Consider the following 18,575-nt stretch of genomic DNA (forward strand, 5'->3'; position numbering starts at 1 on the left):
ATGAAATTAAAATTAAAGAAAAAGATTATGAACTTAAAAATAAAATATGGGATCACCGTATCCATTGTGATGATGGTGTTGTCCATTACGATTTCGTGTGAGAAAATGATTGAGACCGATTATCCGAACAACCAGATTCCGTCCGAACTGGTATTCGAGGATGAGCAGACTGCCGAAGCTGCTTTGGCGGGATTGTATTCCAGCTTGTGGGAAACTTCCATGTATTCGGGAGGGATTAACGGAATGGGTGCTTTGCTCGGAACCTATACCGATGATCTGACTTGTGTTTACACCAGTGCCTCCAACGGTGTGCTGGATCTTTACATCAATCAGCAATTACCCACCAATACGGCGGTTACTGCTTTATGGACGAGTACGTATCAGCAGGTTTATCATGCCAACAGTATTATGGAAGGCGTTGCCAACTCCAAATCGTTGTCGGTTGCCGTAAAAGACAGGATAAGAGGCGAGGCGTTGTTGGTAAGATCGATGTTGTATATGGATCTGTACCAGATTTTCGGTGAAATTCCATATACGGCTACAACGGATTATGTGATCAACAGCAAGCTTTCGAGAATGCCCAAAGATGAATTTTTGACGAGGGTGGAAACCGATCTTTCCGAAGCGGTCAATTTGCTTCCTTCTGCTTACAGAAACAGTGAAAGGATTTATCCGAACAAATATGCGGGTTATGTTGCGTTGGCCAGGATGAAGATGCTTCTCAAAAAATGGAATGAAACGGATGTGATCTGTACTACAATTGTTCAGGCTCCGGGTTTGTCTTATCAGAATGATATCAGCAAAGTTTTTCAGAAGACGGGCGGTCACATCATCTGGCAGCTTAAACCTAAAAACAGCAATGATGCAACGAAGGAAGCTTCATTGTATAATTTTACGTCGGCACCGACTTCTTTTGCGATGAATCCTGATCTTGTCAATTCTTTTTCAACAGGTGATCTTCGACGTGTTCATTATTTTACTGCGGTTCCTTTCGGTCAGCAGATCAATTACAAGCCTGCGAAATATAAAAATCTTGCCGTAAACAATGCTACTGAGTATTCAATTGTTTACCGTCTGGACGAAGTGTATTTTATGCAGGCAGAAAGCTTATTGCAGCAGAACAAAGTGAGTGAAGCGGTTATTTTGATCAATCGTTCAAGACAACGGGCGGGTTTGCCTGCATTGAGTATGGGACTTACTGTTTCGGCGGCAATGATCCAGTTGAAAGAAGAGAAGAGGAGGGAATTTTTTACGGAACACGGCATTCGGTTTTTCGACCTCAAACGTTGGGGTATGCTTGACGGGCTCACTTCCGTGAAGCCAAACTGGAAAAGCTTTCATTCGCAGTGGCCGCTTCCGCAGAAGGAACTTTTGGTGAATCCTAATCTTAATCCGCAGAATACAGGTTATTAAATTGAGGGATATGAAACTAGTACAACAATTGGTCTGCGTGATACTCTTTGTATTGCTGACTTCTACACTGCCACGACTGCAGGCACAACACAATATGGATCATCTTAAACAGCTGACGGAATCCGCTGAGGAAGTAATGTCTGTTTACCCTTCTCCTGACGGAAGGTATGCAGCTTTTAACACAGCTTATGAAAGCAAGCCCAAAACGCTGACCATTATTGAAACGAAGGCTCCTTTCAGGAAGATTGTCAGAGAGAAAGTGAACGGTTATTATTTTATCAGTCCGGATAGGGCGGCTGTGCTTACTGCCGGTGTTTTGCAGATCATTGATTTGAAATCGGGTTCGGTAACCGAAAAAAAAGACGTTTCGAGGATAGAGTATATGAAAAAGGACGGTTTGCTGCTTGTCCATTCTAATTCCGGTCAGAGTAACAAAATGGAGATTTACGATTCAAATTTTAAACCTGTTCAGCAGATTGAATCTGTTATCCGATGGGCGACAGGGAACAATTCGGTTTTGGTTTTGACAAAAGATATTCTGAATGGTGAAAATCATGTATATGAATTGACGGATCAGGGAAAAAGCAGAGTAAAGCTATGGTCATCGAAACAGGAATTTTACGACGCAGTTGAATCCGACTCTGATCTTGGAGGATTTGTGGTGACAACGAAAACAAGTACGGGACTTCGTGTTTATTGGGTGAGGAGAGATGCTCAGGCTATTGAGCTTAAAGATGATGGTTTGCAGGGTTTTTCAAATTTGAAAATTAATCCGTCGTCTGATGGAGCTGCTGTTTATCTGAGATTTCAGAAAGTTAAGCCCAAAGAGAATTCTGTTGTAGATATCTGGTATGGAAAGGAACAGAATTTAAGGAATTATACGACGGAGCAAAATACAATCAGGGAAGTTTTATGGTATCCTGAGTCGGGTAAAATTTTGGATTTTGATCAGAATTTTACAGGGTACACGGCAATAGGAAAAAACAATTTGTTCCTGAAAATGAGAATTGACAAAAGCATGGTCGATGTCCATGACGATCAGTTCGGTTTCCACAAAAAAGAAATTTATCTGTGGAACTCTAAGACCGGCAAGGATGTTCTTTTGCCTTTTGATGACGGTCATATGAATTTCGATCCTTTGGGGAAATCTCTTTTGATCAAAACCGGGGAAGGATGGGTGAAATTTGATACAGGGAATTTGACTTCCACGAATATGGGCTGGGGTGACGGTTCGTCGCCTTATTACACTTCAAATAACAGGATTATCTGGACTTTTAAAAATGAAATCTGGGAGCAGGATTTAAAGAGTTTGAAAAAAAAGAAACTGATGACGGTGGAAGCCGAAGAGATTGAAATGTACAAACCTCAGGTGATACATAGTGGGGTGGGTGTGTACCGATTGTCAGAGTATTTGGAGCAGGACAAAAATTTGATTCTCGTTGGGAAGAATAGTAAAGCTCTTACTTCAAGCTATGTATTTCTGAACAAAAATCAATTAAAAACGGTTATTCCCGAAACATCGGATCGTATTCAGGTTTTTGGTGCTGATACGGATTACAGGTCTTTTTTCTGGATTGAAGACAACTACAACAAGGCTTTTACAATCAGATACAAGAATGACTCAAAGAATGCTGTTGCTATATATAAATCCAATAGTGCAGATTCACAATTGGGATTGATTAAAAAAGTTGCCTTGAAGTATCGGGGAGCGAATAATGAGGAGATTGAAGCGAGTTTGTATCTGCCTGCAAATTTTGATCCTGCGAAAAAGTATCCTGTAGTGTTGTCAGTATATGAAAAGCAGCAAAGGTTCATGAACAAGTTTTTGATACCCACTTTTAAAAACAACAGAGGCATTAATCCCAGACTTCTTTTGGAATCGGGATATCTGGTAATGTTTCCTGATATAACCTACGGCGATCGTGGTCCCGGATTGTCAGCTCTTCTATGCATTGATAATGTTTTGGATGAATTGCAGAAGTTTTCTTACGCCGATATGAGCAAAGTGGGAATGATAGGACAGTCGTTCGGAGGTTATGAAACCAACTTCATTGCAAGTCACAGCAATCGGTTTTCTGCTTTTGTTTCCGGTAATTCCGTATCGGATATTGTTCATACTTCTTATGCCCTGAATTATAATTTTAATTCACCTGATTACTGGCGTTATGAAGAGGGACAGTTTAGAATGAAAGGGAGTTTTGTCAATCAGAGGCAAAAGTATCTGGACAACAATCCGATTTATGCCGCTTCAAATATCAATGCGCCAATGCTTTTGTGGGCGGGTACCGCCGACACAAATGTCGATCCTCAGGAAAGTATATCGATATTTAATGTTTTACGTAAATATCGAAAGCCTGTTGTTTTGCTGAACTACAGGAATGAGAATCATTCTTTGGGGAAAGTACCGGCTCAAAAGGATTTGTCGATCAGAATTTTGGAATGGTTTGATTATCATCTTTACGAAAAAAAAGATGTTGACTGGATTAATAAACAAATGAAGGATGCTTTTTAGCATCCTTTTTATTTCAAAAAATTTTTGGAAGTTTAAATCAGGTAATGTTTTAAATGTAACAACGTTGATTATTCTTGTTTTCTTATCTGGGAACCAGCCATTAACTTACTCTTTTGACATGAGGTGATAAATACATAGATTTTTATTCACTGTTATATATTTAATTGAATGAAGTCCGAAACTCCAAAGGTGTTTGATTAGTCTTATTTTTAAATAATTTACTGAAAGACTGAGAGTATTCAAAGCCGAGTTCAAACGCAATTTCGCTAACGGTGAGATTTGTTGTAGTGAGAATGTACTTTGCCCTTTCAATTATTATGTCTTGTATATGTTGTTGGGTACTTTGCCCTGTAAGATTTCTCAACATATCACTCAGATAATTTGCAGACATATTTAATTTGTTAGAAAAAAACTGAACGGACGGAATGCCTTTTTGCTGTAGGTGTCCATTGTTGATATAGTCTGCCAATAATTTTTCAAACCTAACCAGCAAATCATTATTAACCGCTTTCCTTGTGATAAATTGACGATTGTAAAATCGGTTGCAATAATTCAAAAGTAATTCTATTTGAGAAATCAAGATATCCTGACTGTAAACATCAATGCCCGAAATGTACTCTTTACGGATAGTATCCATTACGCTTTCAATTATTTTTGATTCTTCATCAGACAAATGCAACGCTTCATTTACAGCATAGGAAAAGAAACCAAATTGTTGAATATTTTTATCCAAAGGGTAGGTTCTTAAAAAATCGGGGTGTATTAACATTGTCCAGCCTCTCAACTGTACATTATCCGCTAATTCAGATACAATAACTTGTTTGGGTGCGTGAAATACCATTGCACCTTCCTGAAAATCGTAATATTGCTGACCGTACTTCATTGTTCCGTCATAGTTGATTTTTCGGCTAATCGTAAAAAAGTTATAGGTTTTATTTTTTAATCTTTCATCGTTGTAGTTTCTTATATTCTCGTGATTTATTAAGCCAATCAAAGGGTGTTTCGGTTTTTCAACACCTAACAAACTATGATACTCCGAAATCGATTTTATGTTATATGGTTTTTCCATTTAGTAAAGTTATTCTAAATTAGTGGATGTAGAAATGTGCTTAAATGCTTCAAATTCTACTAAGTTTTTAGCCATCTTATCATTTATCATTTTAAAACTATCCGCCCCTAAAATTAAATGTACAGGTGGGTTTTCCATATTAGCTAAATTAAACAATTCAGTTACTAATTTTCTAGGGTCTCCCGGCTGTGTTCCCGCTCTTTCTGAATAGCTTTGAAACGTTTGATCACTACCGTATGCTTCTATTCTGTGCCTTGTGTAAGTTATTGAGCCTTTATCAAGAAAATTAGTTCTGAAAGAACCCGGCAGCACAACCGTAGCTTTCACATTAAGCGGTGCAGTTTCTAATGCCAATGATTCAGTAAGACCTACCATTGCAAATTTTGATGTAACATAACTTCCGATATGTGCACCTGCAATATAGCCTGCCGCAGAAGCTATATTGATAATATGCCCAGAACGCTGTTTTCTAAATTGTGCCATTGAAGCCCTGATCACATTCACCGTTCCGAATAAATTTACGTCCAATGCTTTTCTAAATTCATCATCGGTTAATTCTTCCAAACTACCGATATATGAAAATCCTGCATTATTAACGGCTACATCTAATCCTCCAAAATGTTCAACTGTTTTGTTTATTGCCTGTTTAACATCTTCGCTGTTAGTAATATCTAATTGAATCGGCAGAAAATTATCGCTTTCAATGCCAACACTTTGTTCTAATTGATTTGTATTTCTAGAAGCAGCAGCAACTTTTTCGCCTTTATCCAATAATAATTTTGTCAGTAACAGCCCCATTCCTTTTGATGCTCCTGTTACAAACCATATTTTTTGTTTTCCCATTTTTTATTTTTAAGCCATTTTTATTTAAAAACACCTAATCTTTTGTAGTATCCATATTGGTTGAAAATGTCAGTTCTTTCCAAACTTCAAATTCTTCGTTTTCTGCATTTCGTTTTTCTGCGATGATTTGATAAGCATCTTGTCCCATTAAAAGATGAATTGGAGGATTTTCCAGATTGGTAATTTCAATCAAATGATTAGCTAATTTTTTCGGGTCGCCTGTCTGCTTGCCATTGTTTTCATTTAGCCAATTCAACAAAGTTTCAATACGATATTCGGATATTGGATTTTTACAAATTAAATCAGTGCCTTTGTTTAGAAAGTCGGTTCTGAAAAATCCCGGGGCAACAACGGTGACTTTTACATTGAACGCTTTTACTTCTTCCGCCAATGCTTCGGAAAGTCCTATAACAGCAAATTTGGTTGAAGCATACGCAGGCGAATTGCCGTAACCTTTGTAACCTGCAACGGATGAAATATTGATGATATGCCCCGATTTTTGATTTCTTAAAAATGGCATTACATTTCGGATTACATTTACAGTTCCGAAAAAATTGATATCCATAATTTGACGAAACTCATCATCAGACAAAGATTCCACACTACCATAAAGAGAATATCCTGCATTATTCACTGCAACGTCAATCTTTCCAAACTTGTTTATCGTTTGTGAGATTGCTTCATGAACACTTTTATCATCAGCAAGATTTGTGGTCAATGCCAATAGGTTTTCGTGTTTAATTTGTTTCTCAATGTCACCTGCATTACGAGATGTAGCGGCAACTTTGTTTCCTTTACTCAACAACAATTTTATTAACGTCAAGCCCAAGCCTTTTGATGCGCCTGTAATGAACCATATTTTTTGATTTTTCATATTAACGAATTGGTTTTTGTTGTTTGAAATAATAAACTGTAGGATTTTTACATAAAATCCTACAGTTTATGCACTTAATATTTTTTTAAAAATTCATCAACTTTGTCTATTGCCGGGTCAAGATATTTATCTACATCGTACAAGTCCATATGTGATGCGCCCTCTATAACAAACCATTCTTTTGGCCCTGTTGCCATTTCATAAACTTGTTTGTCCATATCGTGCGTAAACGCTTCACTACCCGCAATTACTAAAAACGGTGTTGTGAAATACTTCGCCTGATTTACAAATACTCTTGCAGGGTCGACAGGCATACCAATTGTAGGATAGTTAGGCGAATAATTTGGAATTTTGTCGTGTCCTGCTCTGTTGAAATAATATTCATAAGCATCTTTCAATGCTTTGGAAGCATTTTCCGGTGGTGGTATTGGCATTCCACCAAATGTTGGCGCGGTATCGTATTCGCCTGTTTCGTAATAGCGTTGTTTGCCCTCTGCGGCTACTTCCAACATTTTGTCAAGTACTTCTTTGGGATAAGCACCAAATAAACTTGCGGCTGCATCAAAATTACCTACAAGCGTGGCAACGGCCTTAATCCGAACATCGCCAATTGCTACATTGCAGATATAGGGTGCACCCGCACAAGCTCCAAGTCCATAAAATTTCTCTCTGTCAACAAATTTTAAAGTCCTCAAAAAACTAATCGCATCTGTTGTATTGGGAATCATATTGTGCATTGATTCGTAGTTTCTTACTTCGCCTTCGCTATCACCAAAATTTATAGGGTCAAAAACCAAAAAGGCGTAACCCTTGGCAGCAAGTTTCTTACCATACGTTGCTCCGGTTTGCTCTTTAACCTGTGTACCAACACGTGTATATATGATCGTTGGATATTTCTTTCCACTATCAAACCCTTTGGGTAAATATAAATCTCCCGCCAATTTGTAACCTTGGCTCATAAAATAAACCCTGTTCTTTCCTTCCTTTAACTGCGAATAGTCTAAAGTCAAAACTTCTTGATTTTTCATTTTATTACTATTTAAATTGTTTTGTAATTCTATTTGAGAGAAACCCGTTGTGTAAACGCACATCATAATGGTTGTTGTGAAAGCGATATGTTTCGCCTTCTTGGACAACCATAAATCACGGTTTTTTGTACGTTTGTTCATATAAGTTTTACTTTTAAGTTTCTAAAACAAAATTAGTGAGTATCAAGATGTTGACTGTATCCAAATCTCTTAGGGTTGTGTTCTAATACAGGATTTTTTATTCAAAGTCTGTCGATGAACTCAAATCTTTCATTGCTTCCAATTTTTCGAGTTGAGATTGATAATACGTAACAGCTCTTTGGTAGGCATCTTTCCCCATTAGCAAATGCAAAGGAGCATTTTCCTTTCCTGCTGTATCAATTAAAATCTTAACCAGTTTATCAGGATTACCTGGTTGCTGTCCGTTATATTGATTCATAGCATCAACCAGATGTTGTGTGCCGTATGCTTCAATTTTATTTCGGGCTACCGGAAATGCGCCTAAAAAATTCGTTCTGAAAAGTCCTGGAGAAACAATGGTCACTTTCACATTGAAGGGTTTTACTTCAAGCGCCAATGCTTCGGAGAATCCTATTACAGCTGATTTAACAGCGTTGTAGCTCCCCGCGCCTGCATCGGCGGAATAACCCGCGGACGAAGCAAAATTGAAAATATGTCCGCTTTTTTGTTGTCTGAAATAAGGCATTACATTCCTGATTACATTTTGGAATGCAAACACATTAACACCCACTGACTGTTGAAATTCTTTGGCAGAAACTTCCTCCAATGCTCCCAAAAGCATATAACCTGCATTGTTTACGGCAACATCAATTTTTCCAAAAGTCTTTACCGTTTCATCAATCGCTGCTTTTACTTCCTTATCGTCGGTAATATCAACTGTAAGTGCTAATAGATTGGAATTCTTATCGATTTTTTCTTCAATGCTTGTTTTATCTCTTGATGTTGCTGCAACTTTATACCCATTGTCTAATAATTGCGTTGTCAGAGCTAAGCCAAAACCATTTGAAGCTCCTGTTATAAACCAAACCTGCTCTTTTTGATTATTCATCTTAATATAATTTTTATTGTTAATATAATTTATTGAAAATTGTTTATTTAAGCCCTCCCGAGACTTTGATGCTGCTGTAGGCTAAAAATGCTGAATCGTCGCTTGCTGAAAATACCGCCACTTTAGCTACGTCCTTAGGGAAATCTAAACAATGTTGTGGAATTACCATCAAAGACACTTATGTTCATTTGTTTACAACAAAATTATTCACAAAAAGATATACTTTTGTTACTTGTATACAAAAGGATACTTAAAATGAATAAGCTTAGAAAAGAAGAAGAGTGGAATTTTCATGATAAAATAAAATTTGTGCAGGACACCCATTACGTAATTGGCGGTAAATGGAAACTGCCTGTTATCATTTCCATTTATAACGGGCACAATCGCTTCAACGAAATTTTGCAATCAATTCCGAAAATTACAAACCGTGTTTTATCGAAAGAATTAAGGCATTTAGAAGAAAACCTGTTAATTTCCCGAAAAGTCTATGACGATTATCCTGCAAGAATAGAATATACGCTTACTGAGTATAGTAATAGTGTTAGTGAAGTTCTGATAGCTATGGAAAAATGGGGGGAACAACATCGGGAAAGGATTAAGCATAACATATAGTAGTGCTTGTTAGCAACGGGTTTAATTGTTTTGCTTATTACTAATTTTTTTTATTTAAAATGGTCAGAATTAGTAAATAGATCATCATGTTCAGTTTTAAATCTTTTCCTTATCTCTGTATGATGAGAAGATTTTAGAGTAATTGGCATTCAGGATTTTTAGTTAAGATGATATACATAAATCTACTAATTGTTGATTTAATTATAATTTTTTGTCATTGTAATTATTTATTGGGTATAAAGAAAGAAGGATGCTAAAAAGCATCCTTCACATGTGATAAATGAATTTGATTTACTGAATTTCAAACAGTTGACCTACGCAAGAAGTACCATTGTCAATTTGGAATAATTCATGATTGTCAGAACCGTCATTCCAGGTACATACCGGGCCGATTTCTGTGGTGCAGCGCTTCTCTACGAGGGTACATTTTTCGGACGGTGCCGATTCGTTGTAAAAGTATCCCTGCATTTCCGCAGTCTTAGTTTCAAATGCTGTTCCAGCATACGCACTTCCGGCACCCAATAAAAGGACTGCTACAGGCAATGCGATTTTTCTCATTTTTTTCATGATGTTGAAATTTGATATTGTTGCCTACTCTTTTTGAAGGTTTTCGGCATTTCCCTTAATGAAATGTTGAGACAGGTTCTGCGCAAAACGGTATCTCACGATTTCATTTCCTATCAATACAATAAAGTATTGATCAGTTACCTGAAACTGAATTTTTTTTATTTCTTTGGGTTTTGGAATGTAAAAGCTTCCGATGTATTTCTGCTCAAGAGTAGAGTATACATCGATAACTGAGGAAGTATTCCAAATTTCCCTGCTTTCATCCCGCCCGATTAAATTTGATTCGTTGAACAAAAGACCGTACTGTACAACAGATTTTTTATTGACAGCCAGTGGCGGATGATTCATTTTTCTTCTGCCGTCAGACATTTCCGAGATGTCAATCTGCGGCCGGCTGATTGTATCAATGGTTTTGTATGTTGCCTTCAGGTTCATAGCCTTGTCCATCACTATGACCTCATTTTTGTAATAATGAACGTACACCAGTTGCTGGTTGTTACAGTCGTAGTGCAACTGTCCGTCGGTTTCAAAAACAGGATCTTTGTGATTTTTTAGAAGATCGGGCTTTATCAACAAACTTTCATGCGACTCAGGAAACAGCAATCCTAAAGACTGGGTTTTTCTCGGTGCGTAAAAAGTACTGAGAGAAAAGGAATTTTCATCCATATTCACCAACTGGCTGAAATATGCCTGACCGTAACTCAATGTCTGCGCATTTTTTTGACCGATGATTCCCCTGTAAATTACAGGTACTGATCCGTCATACAGATAGTAGTATTTTCCGTTGACCTGAAATTGTGCACGTTTGAACTGGTAGCTACGTACATCAGGAATGACTTTTAATTCTTTTACATCTTTAAAATCAATATCCATTGATGTCAATGTAAACGGAGTAGTGTAATTTCCCAAATAGATCGAATCTTTGGTCGTCCCTGCAAAATAATAAGAATTGAATCCAAGATTTAACCTTTTTTCCTGTTTCAGAGGGTGCTGCAAAAATCGTCTCGTAAAATTGTTTTCCTTTTTGATGATATATTCAGATCTCTGATATAAAACTATTATTGATGAACCACTTACAACCGCCAGTACCAATAACCAAAGCGAAGTTTTTTGCGCGGATTTCTTACTTTCGGCACTTTGAAGAAATATGGCCACCGCTGCCAATAGTACTGTTGCAATATTGAAGATCAAATGGGTTTTCCAATCCATATCCTCCAAAATACCTCCACACGAGCAGGGAATAAAATCACTGTAGTTCAAGATCAAATATATGTAAACCGTGAACTCTATCATCAAAACAAAAGAACAGTACAAACCGAGTCTTCTTGTTTTTTCAAAAACCAGCACACTGCTCACCAATAGTTCTATGGTTAGTACACTGTAAGAAACAATATCTGCAAATGCACTCAATAAAGGTGATTGAGCGATCTGAATCCGGAAATTTTCGAAGTCCAATATTTTACTGATGCTTGCATAGCAAAACAGCAGTATGAAAAAATAGCTTGTAAATTCTACAATTCTTGTTTTGATGGTATTCATGGTTGATTATTTATCCGTTATCAATTAAAATCCACTTGACTTTACTGCCGCAGTAATCCGGCATTGGCTGTCCTTTTGAAACATACACTATTGTTGAAACCGGACCTATTAATTCCCATTCTCCACTGACTGTACATTTTTTGCCGGTTTCAAGTATGATTTGTTTACCTTTCACTGTTATCATATTGCTTATTGCTGGTTTGCAAAGAATCCCGAACGGTTCTCCAATGCTGCTTGTCTTTTCGTGGCTCATCGTCATCACCTGTATCCAAATTGTCCTCGTTGGCTTCTCTCGAAAAAACTGTCGAAGCATCGTCGTCTGAAGATTGTTTTTCGGTAGGTCTTAAAAAATCTTTCATAAGCGGTTTTTCCGGATTTTCTGTATCTGCACCGGCATCAATTCTTTCACATGATTGAAGCGCCAATACAGTTAATAAACTTAAAATTGAGATATACTTTTTCATAATGTTCTGATGATTTTTAAAATGTTATCCCGGCCGGTTGATTTAGAATTCTGGTTCGAAATTATAATGATATCGACTGCAATAAAAGCATCGGATGGATCAATGGATCATTTTGTAGGGAATAATTGGTACATTATTCCTCCAAAATGTGAGTTTTAAGTGTTGCTTTTCAGGGTGTTGCGTAAACTAATCGTTTTTAGACTTTATCGTCCTTCTACGACATTGTATTTTACTTAAATTTGGATTAACCATACTCACATGCAAAATCAAAAAAGGCTAATAACGCTTATATTACTTTTGGCAGTCAATATTTTTTATTGCCAGAAAAAAGAGTATACCTACAAAGAATTATCGACCCTTTTCAATTCCTATTCTGAAAATGACGAGAGGGCGATGGTTTTCGTGAATTTGTATATTGATAAAGCCGGAAAAGAACAAAATTTAAAAAAGCTGATTGCCGGATATGAGGAGGCTATTTATTTCACCGGACAGCCCGAGAAAAAGTTGCAGTTGGGTGACAGTATAATCATCATTGCGAAGAAATCGGGTAATTCAGATCAGATTTCACGTGCTTACCTTGGAAAGGGAATAATTTATTACTATAATATCAGAAATTTCAGGAAGGCTCTTGAAGAATATTTGAAAGCATTTCAGTATTCAAAAAATTCTAATGATGCCTATTTGAAAAATAAAATTGTATATCATCTTGGAATCGTCAAATCATATCTCGGATATTATGAGGAAGCTGCAGCTCATTTTAAACAGACTGCTTTCTATTTCGAAGAAATAATGAATCAAAAGGATATTCACGAGATTATCAGACAAAACAATGAATCCGGCTATCTGAACAGTATTTACAGGCTGAGCAAATGTTATTATGATTTGGAAATGCATTCTAAAGAAGATTCCTTGATTAATATAGGACTTCAAAAGATTGGAGAAAATAATCTTCAAACAATTGAGTATGCTTATTTTCTAAAGGCTAAGGGACGCCAGATGATTCGAAAGGGCGATATTGAAAATGCCTTCAAAAGTTTAAGATCAGCAGAGGATATTTTAAAGCACAATCAGGATTATGCATCTTTGGCAACCGTCAATTATTATCTGGGAAAATTATATTGGAATACAGGAAACAAAGACCGTTCAGTGTTTTATTTTAAGAAAATAGATTCTCTTGTCAGGAAGTTTAATTTCATAACTCCTGAAACAAGATCGAGCTACGAGTATCTTATAAATTACGCAAAAAATCAAAATAATAATATGCTGTTGTATTACTCCCATCAATTGGTGAAAGCCGATTCTGTAATGATCAGTGACTTTCCAAAGCTATCCTCTAAAATCAGGAAAGAATATGATTCAGAACATTTTGCGGGAGAAAAGAAGTTATTGGTGAAGGATAAGAAAATTATCAGTATTGTTTACTTTTTATCCATTGCGGTCGGCGGCCTGCTTTTGATTTATCTTTACTTTGATCATCGCAGGAAAGAGAAGGAACTGACTGTGCAATACAATCTTTTGTTGGAACGGTTTGAATTGGGAAATCAGGATTCGAAATTCAAAGATGTAGTAACTTATGATCAAAAGACACCTCAGATCGTAGTAAGAGAGCCGAACGAAACATATGTTGTGAAGGAACAATATTCTGCCGAAATCATTGAAGAGATCAAAATCAAACTGAAAATTTTTGTAGAGAAAAAACAATTTTTAAATAAAAATCTAAAACTTCCTGATGTTGCAGTAATATTGGGCACCAACCGTACGACACTATCTTATATTTTAAATGATCATATGAATGTTTCATTTCCTGATTATATAAAATTGTTGAGAATTAACTATATCACCAATCTGATGCTTACAGACAAAAAGTATCTCAATTATAAAATTGAAAGCCTTGCAGAAATGTGCGGTATGTCGAACAGGCAGGTTTTCAGAGTGCATTTTCAACAGATCAACGGAATGAGCCCGACAGATTTTATACGGAAACGTTTTGAGGAGTTGAATCAGCCAAAGGTTTAAATTTTTACACGAATTTTATGGTCATAAAAAATTATAATTATGACCGGAATTAATTTTAAGAGAAAGATTGATGAACTATGGAAAAACCTCAGCAACGATATTGATACAGTACTCCGAAACAAAAGTGAAGTTCTTTCCTATGCTGAAGAAATTTTGATGCTTACTGATACTGCGATCAGAACATTGAAATCCTATGTTCAGGAATATGAGTTTAAAGACTGGAGTGAAGAAATTGAGTTTTTTAAGGTTACAAAGCCCAAGTTTGTTTCTGTTTATATTTATTATTCAAAGCTGCTTGCGATCGAGAGCTCAAAACCGTATGCAGATCCTTTAGTTTTAAAAAACTACTATGAAACAGAAAGAGCAAATCTTATTTACTTTTATCAGGAGCACAAAGAATTTATCAGTTACTACAAACGAAAAGCAACTTATCTTGACAAGAAATATTTCGTGAAGTTCAAATTTGATTTTAAATTAAAATTAAGTCCCGAACTTTACAGCTACGACGAGTCATTTTCAACTTCCCATGATCATACCGTCTCGCAAATACTGGCGAATGACCGTTTGGATTTATATCTTACCACCAAAATAAATTCCGATTATGTAGTCGATCATTTGGTATTTCAACACAGCCCGTTGGAGTGGACAGCTCCTAAAGTGGCACTGATTGAACTACTGTACGCTCTCTATTTGACAAAATGCTTCGATGCGGGCAAAGCAGAGCCTTCGGATATATTTCGATGGGCTGAGACTGCTTTAAATATCAATTTAGGCAATTATCACAAGACATTAAACGAAATTAAGTTGAGAAAAATAGATCGAACCAAATTTTTGAAGCTAATTCAACAGAATTTGGAGCAATATCTTGATAATTCTGACGAATAACGTATCAATTTACTGAATATTGAAATTTTTTGTAATTATCTCTTTATCATTAAATTTAAAAAAGTGATGAAAACTGCGTGAATTGAAGTTTTTTTTAGAATCTTTCGGTAGTTACGAAATACTACCGAAAGGTTAATTGAAATTTTTCTCAGCTTTGATCTGTTCAAAAAGATGGCTCAGTGCAGTTGCATGAGTGAAAACTTGGAGAATTTTTTAAGTGAAGAAAATCTAAACGGCTAGTTATGAAAAAAATAGATTTAAAAACTCCGATTTGGCAATTGACTATTGAGGAATTTTTGGAAGTTTCGAAGAACTTCAGTGCTGAAAAAAAATATGAATATGGTCTGAAAGGTCTGGCTAAAATTTTAGGATGTTCGGTTTCAAAAGCATCGGAAGTGAAATCATCGGGTATTCTGGATAAGGCAATAATTCAAAATGGAAATATCATTATCATCGACAAGGAAATGGCATTACAGCTTTTCGGTAAAAACAAATAATATCGAGGCAAATGAACTCAATTAATCTTTTGAAGATAGCCATCTTCGTGCACCTGAGTAAAATGTGCCTACCTAAACTTTCTCAGCGTATAAAATGATACAGGGTGATTTTTAAAACGTTGACGTTATTTATCCTTAGTTGCAAAGTAGACGAGTTATTAGTATACTTTAAAAAATGCTTGATATGATTTATATACTGAATTAATATTGCATGATCTTTCGTTATGTTTTTACCAGTATATGTTTTTGTAAGAAATTTATAGCAAGATGTGTCTTTGTATATACAAACTTACAAGTTTGATATCAAGAGACGATCTTGCCTTTTTTGCAAAAAGGGGAAAAACTGCGGAACTTGTTTTTCTGTTTGTTCCCAAGATTTAAATCTAATGGTTCATCTTTATATTTAAAAATTTTAAAAATAGTCTAGCTAATTTGGAGGGACTAGTTTAAATTTCTGATAATCAATTTTATATTTTTTATTTAAAATATTTGTAACCACTTTTGTTATCATTAGTATATGATACTTTTATAAAATAAACACTATATATTGATAGTTTCAGGGCATAATTTCAGCTCTGAATATCATAAAGTTTATTTCTAGGATGGCATATTAACTAAAAAATACAATATTTGATAATAGGATTTTATTTGTATATTTGAATTAACCATGATAAAATTAAATGTCAGATTCCGCAGTAGGTTCTATAGCAGGCTATTTATTTCAATTTGAAAGAGCAGTTTTTCTTCTTTGTAATTTAGAGGAAAAATCACAATCCATCTCAATAGAAAAAATAGATGATATTGCTGCACATTCTGAAGAAGGTTCTATACTACTTTTAGAACAGGATAAACATTCAATATTAGAAAGTGGATCAAATTTTAAAGATACAGAATATGCCTTATGGAGGACAATTCAACTATGGATTCAAAAACTTCAAACAGGGCTAATAACTTCTAATACACAATTATATTGCTCAACTAATAAAAAAATCTCTGATAGTTCATTATTAAAGTTTATTGTACAGAATAATTTTGAAGATGTAAAAAAGAAAATTCACGATTTAAGAAACTTTCAACAAAAAAAATTGGATGGGTACAAAGCAAAAAGTGGTAAGAAGGGTAATACTATATCTCAAATCTTGACCTTGATAGATTTTGCTCTAGCAAATGAAAAAGAATTGGAAAGTATTTGCAAGAATATTGAAATCAAGGAGAGTACTGATGTAAAAAAGTCAATAATTACTAAATTACATATTGATTCATATACTGAGCAACAGCAAGATAAAATATATGAAGAGTTGTTTGGCTGGTTAACAACTACATGTTTTTATAATTGGAAAAGTAGCCAACATGCAGAATTTACAAAACTTCAATTTAGTGAAAGATTAAAGCTGTGCTTAGGATCATCTTCCATTGTAAATGCAATTTTTAGAGCAAAAAAGGATATCAATATATTACCTATAGATGTTGAATCCAAGAAAGATGAGATTTTTGTACAGCAAATTAATTTGTTGAATATAAATAGTAAATCAAAAGAACATTTTATCACAAAATCTATAGAAGACTTTATTAGATATGAAATTGAACATACTCACATTATAAATACAGGAAATCTAACAAGAGAGGATTTTATTGATTTTTTACAGAATTGTAAAAATGAATGGGAAAATCATTTCTTTTCTACAATAACCAAAGAAATACATAATTATAGTGATGATGAACTAAATCAATTAGGATTCCAAATATATACTTACATAATTAAGGACTTAGAGATAAAATTTAAGTTTGATATAGGGTTCAATATTGAAAATATGTATGTAAAAAATGGTAGTTTTTTAAAATTGTCAAATATCCCTGAAATTGGATGGCATCCAAATTGGGAAAAATTATTAGAAGATGATAAAAAATCTTAAACAAGAATTTAACCTTTATGACATTATTCAAAACGTTGGAATAGGAGCTTTAGCATGTTATAGTTTCGTGCAAGGTTATTGTGTTTTGGCTGTAAATAAAAAGAATAAGAATAATTTTCCCAAGCTTGAATATTTATTCTATGTTTTACCAATAGTTTATCATAAAGATACTATGAGAACATTTAAGTCATCAACAGAATTATATACTGCTCTGGTAAAAAATAAATCTATTCTTTTAGGATTACAAGAAAGAGCAAATAAAATGTCTCCTCAAACATTTGATGCACTAAACCTTGCATTCAATAGAGAATTATTATCAATTAATGAAAATAATGAAATCACTATTAAACCTGAAGACTTAAAAAATAAAATTTTTATCCCTTCATTTTCTGGTAGAGAAAATACAATCAAAAATATACAAGATACAGCAAGGAGGCTGGGTAATATGTTTGCAAAAACTGATGATAAAAATATACAAATAGAATTAAATATAAGATTTTAATGAATTTTCAAATACTTAATGTCATTCTATATCCCAAAAATAAAGATTTAAAACCTAGATTTTTAACTTTTAAAGAGGGAAAAATTAATATTATAACTGGCACTAGTCAAAAAGGAAAATCAGCTATAATAAGTATAATTGATTACTGCTTGGGTAGTGGCGAATGTAACATACCTATTGGACTTATTAGAGAAACTACAGAAGTTTTTGCAATCTACGTAAAAATCAATAATGAGTTTTTTTTCTTTGGAAGAGAAAATTTTGATGACCATAAATCCAAAATGTATTTCTATAAAGAAGAATCGAATAGTGATAAGAAAATTGAACTTAGAAGTAATAAATGGTTAAGAAATAAAGAGGATTACGCAATTAATACTTTATATTTTAAATCTTTTATGAATGATATCGCTGGGTTTAAAAATATTGAGACAGGAGACAATCAAAGTTCTTTTGACTATGCTGCAAGCTTTAGAGATACAGCAGCTTTTCAGTTTCAAACCCAAAATATTATTGCAAATCCAACAACAATGTTCTATAAAACTGATTCTTGGGAACATTTGCAAAAGTTGAAAACAATTTTTCCCTTAATATTAGGATATAAGTCTTATGAAATAATTGACTTAGAAAGAGAAATAAGTGAATTGGAAAGAGTGAAAAATAGAAAAGTAATAACTTTCGAACAAATCAAAGCTCAGTGTATGTCTTCAAACCAATTTAGACATTTTGGTTTAAATCTTTAAGGAGGATTTTCGGTTTATAAACTTACTAATTT

17 protein-coding genes are annotated in these 18,575 nt (G+C 34.7%); 9 read left to right on the forward strand and 8 right to left on the reverse strand.

Translation table 11 applies throughout. From position 1 onward, the window contains the following. A complete protein-coding gene (locus SB689_RS13555; protein WP_410692662.1) occupies nucleotides 1-1,413 on the forward strand; it encodes a RagB/SusD family nutrient uptake outer membrane protein in 1,413 nt (470 codons plus the stop codon). A gap of 10 nt (nucleotides 1,414-1,423) precedes the next feature. Next, entirely contained in the window at nucleotides 1,424-3,925 is a 2,502-nt protein-coding gene (locus SB689_RS13560) for an alpha/beta hydrolase family protein (RefSeq protein WP_410692663.1), read from the forward strand. 160 nt (nucleotides 3,926-4,085) lie between these two features. Here the strand turns inward: SB689_RS13560 and SB689_RS13565 are convergent, their stop codons facing one another. The 5 genes from SB689_RS13565 to SB689_RS13585 all read right to left on the reverse strand — a co-directional run bounded on the left by SB689_RS13565 (nucleotide 4,086) and on the right by SB689_RS13585 (nucleotide 8,808). Next, nucleotides 4,086-4,994, reverse strand: coding sequence for a helix-turn-helix domain-containing protein (locus SB689_RS13565; protein ID WP_410692664.1), 909 nt, complete (start codon nucleotides 4,992-4,994; stop codon nucleotides 4,086-4,088). Nucleotides 4,995-5,003: 9 nt separating this feature from the next. Beyond that, complete coding sequence (locus tag SB689_RS13570) at nucleotides 5,004-5,837, reverse strand: SDR family oxidoreductase (protein WP_410692665.1); 834 nt, start codon at nucleotides 5,835-5,837, stop codon at nucleotides 5,004-5,006. A gap of 34 nt (nucleotides 5,838-5,871) precedes the next feature. Next, complete coding sequence (locus SB689_RS13575) at nucleotides 5,872-6,711, reverse strand: SDR family NAD(P)-dependent oxidoreductase (RefSeq protein ID WP_410692666.1); 840 nt, start codon at nucleotides 6,709-6,711, stop codon at nucleotides 5,872-5,874. A gap of 74 nt (nucleotides 6,712-6,785) precedes the next feature. After that, a complete protein-coding gene (locus tag SB689_RS13580) occupies nucleotides 6,786-7,847 on the reverse strand; it encodes an alpha/beta hydrolase (RefSeq protein WP_410692667.1) in 1,062 nt (353 codons plus the stop codon). A 130-nt stretch (nucleotides 7,848-7,977) separates the two neighbouring features. Next, nucleotides 7,978-8,808, reverse strand: a complete 831-nt coding sequence (locus tag SB689_RS13585) for an SDR family oxidoreductase (RefSeq protein ID WP_410692668.1) — start codon at nucleotides 8,806-8,808, stop codon at nucleotides 7,978-7,980. 255 nt (nucleotides 8,809-9,063) lie between these two features. Between SB689_RS13585 and SB689_RS13590 the strand changes: the two genes are divergently transcribed. Beyond that, the gene (locus tag SB689_RS13590) at nucleotides 9,064-9,420 is read left to right on the forward strand and encodes a winged helix-turn-helix transcriptional regulator (RefSeq protein ID WP_410692669.1); all 357 of its coding nucleotides are present in this window, start codon (nucleotides 9,064-9,066) and stop codon (nucleotides 9,418-9,420) included. Nucleotides 9,421-9,711: 291 nt separating this feature from the next. On the opposite strand, the gene SB689_RS13595 is transcribed toward SB689_RS13590, so the two are convergent. From SB689_RS13595 to SB689_RS13605, 3 genes are all read right to left on the reverse strand, one after another. Then, nucleotides 9,712-9,987, reverse strand: coding sequence for a DUF6520 family protein (locus tag SB689_RS13595; RefSeq protein ID WP_410692670.1), 276 nt, complete (start codon nucleotides 9,985-9,987; stop codon nucleotides 9,712-9,714). A 24-nt stretch (nucleotides 9,988-10,011) separates the two neighbouring features. Then, nucleotides 10,012-11,526, reverse strand: coding sequence for a MauE/DoxX family redox-associated membrane protein (locus SB689_RS13600; protein WP_410692671.1), 1,515 nt, complete (start codon nucleotides 11,524-11,526; stop codon nucleotides 10,012-10,014). A 164-nt stretch (nucleotides 11,527-11,690) separates the two neighbouring features. Beyond that, the gene (locus SB689_RS13605; RefSeq protein ID WP_410692672.1) at nucleotides 11,691-11,990 is read right to left on the reverse strand and encodes a hypothetical protein; all 300 of its coding nucleotides are present in this window, start codon (nucleotides 11,988-11,990) and stop codon (nucleotides 11,691-11,693) included. Nucleotides 11,991-12,248: 258 nt separating this feature from the next. On the opposite strand from SB689_RS13605, the gene SB689_RS13610 reads away from it, so the two are divergent. The 6 genes from SB689_RS13610 to SB689_RS13635 all read left to right on the forward strand — a co-directional run bounded on the left by SB689_RS13610 (nucleotide 12,249) and on the right by SB689_RS13635 (nucleotide 18,543). Then, a complete protein-coding gene (locus tag SB689_RS13610) occupies nucleotides 12,249-14,006 on the forward strand; it encodes a helix-turn-helix domain-containing protein (RefSeq protein ID WP_410692673.1) in 1,758 nt (585 codons plus the stop codon). Nucleotides 14,007-14,045: 39 nt separating this feature from the next. Then, a complete protein-coding gene (locus SB689_RS13615) occupies nucleotides 14,046-14,891 on the forward strand; it encodes an RteC domain-containing protein (protein ID WP_410692674.1) in 846 nt (281 codons plus the stop codon). A 242-nt stretch (nucleotides 14,892-15,133) separates the two neighbouring features. After that, nucleotides 15,134-15,388 (forward strand): DUF3853 family protein, encoded by a 255-nt coding sequence (locus SB689_RS13620; protein WP_210150726.1) that lies wholly within the window; start codon nucleotides 15,134-15,136, stop codon nucleotides 15,386-15,388. 680 nt (nucleotides 15,389-16,068) lie between these two features. Further along, complete coding sequence (locus SB689_RS13625; RefSeq protein ID WP_410692675.1) at nucleotides 16,069-17,301, forward strand: ABC-three component system protein; 1,233 nt, start codon at nucleotides 16,069-16,071, stop codon at nucleotides 17,299-17,301. Then, nucleotides 17,285-17,803 (forward strand): three component ABC system middle component, encoded by a 519-nt coding sequence (locus SB689_RS13630; RefSeq protein ID WP_410692676.1) that lies wholly within the window; start codon nucleotides 17,285-17,287, stop codon nucleotides 17,801-17,803. The genes SB689_RS13625 and SB689_RS13630 overlap by 17 nt, the downstream gene beginning before the upstream one ends. Continuing rightward, on the forward strand, nucleotides 17,803-18,543 hold the full coding sequence (locus tag SB689_RS13635) for a hypothetical protein (protein ID WP_410692677.1): 741 nt from the start codon (nucleotides 17,803-17,805) through the stop codon (nucleotides 18,541-18,543). Before SB689_RS13630 ends, SB689_RS13635 begins: the two co-directional genes overlap by 1 nt. Nucleotides 18,544-18,575 lie beyond the last annotated feature (32 nt).

Source organism: Chryseobacterium sp. SIMBA_038 (assembly GCF_046535115.1).
In the GTDB taxonomy this organism is placed as follows: domain Bacteria; phylum Bacteroidota; class Bacteroidia; order Flavobacteriales; family Weeksellaceae; genus Chryseobacterium.

Excerpts from the sequence above, each read along its gene's own strand:
- SB689_RS13625 (WP_410692675.1), top strand. The coding sequence starts at position 16,069 with ATGTCAGATTCCGCAGTAGGTTCTATAGCAGGCTATTTATTTCAATTT.
- SB689_RS13630 (WP_410692676.1), top strand. The coding sequence starts at position 17,285 with ATGATAAAAAATCTTAAACAAGAATTTAACCTTTATGACATTATTCAA.
- SB689_RS13585 (WP_410692668.1), bottom strand. The coding sequence starts at position 8,808 with ATGAATAATCAAAAAGAGCAGGTTTGGTTTATAACAGGAGCTTCAAAT.
- SB689_RS13575 (WP_410692666.1), bottom strand. The coding sequence starts at position 6,711 with ATGAAAAATCAAAAAATATGGTTCATTACAGGCGCATCAAAAGGCTTG.
- SB689_RS13600 (WP_410692671.1), bottom strand. The coding sequence starts at position 11,526 with ATGAATACCATCAAAACAAGAATTGTAGAATTTACAAGCTATTTTTTC.
- SB689_RS13610 (WP_410692673.1), top strand. The coding sequence starts at position 12,249 with ATGCAAAATCAAAAAAGGCTAATAACGCTTATATTACTTTTGGCAGTC.
- SB689_RS13595 (WP_410692670.1), bottom strand. The coding sequence starts at position 9,987 with ATGAAAAAAATGAGAAAAATCGCATTGCCTGTAGCAGTCCTTTTATTG.
- SB689_RS13570 (WP_410692665.1), bottom strand. The coding sequence starts at position 5,837 with ATGGGAAAACAAAAAATATGGTTTGTAACAGGAGCATCAAAAGGAATG.
- SB689_RS13555 (WP_410692662.1), top strand. The coding sequence starts at position 1 with ATGAAATTAAAATTAAAGAAAAAGATTATGAACTTAAAAATAAAATAT.
- SB689_RS13635 (WP_410692677.1), top strand. The coding sequence starts at position 17,803 with ATGAATTTTCAAATACTTAATGTCATTCTATATCCCAAAAATAAAGAT.
- SB689_RS13560 (WP_410692663.1), top strand. The coding sequence starts at position 1,424 with ATGAAACTAGTACAACAATTGGTCTGCGTGATACTCTTTGTATTGCTG.
- SB689_RS13565 (WP_410692664.1), bottom strand. The coding sequence starts at position 4,994 with ATGGAAAAACCATATAACATAAAATCGATTTCGGAGTATCATAGTTTG.
- SB689_RS13605 (WP_410692672.1), bottom strand. The coding sequence starts at position 11,990 with ATGAAAAAGTATATCTCAATTTTAAGTTTATTAACTGTATTGGCGCTT.
- SB689_RS13620 (WP_210150726.1), top strand. The coding sequence starts at position 15,134 with ATGAAAAAAATAGATTTAAAAACTCCGATTTGGCAATTGACTATTGAG.
- SB689_RS13590 (WP_410692669.1), top strand. The coding sequence starts at position 9,064 with ATGAATAAGCTTAGAAAAGAAGAAGAGTGGAATTTTCATGATAAAATA.
- SB689_RS13615 (WP_410692674.1), top strand. The coding sequence starts at position 14,046 with ATGACCGGAATTAATTTTAAGAGAAAGATTGATGAACTATGGAAAAAC.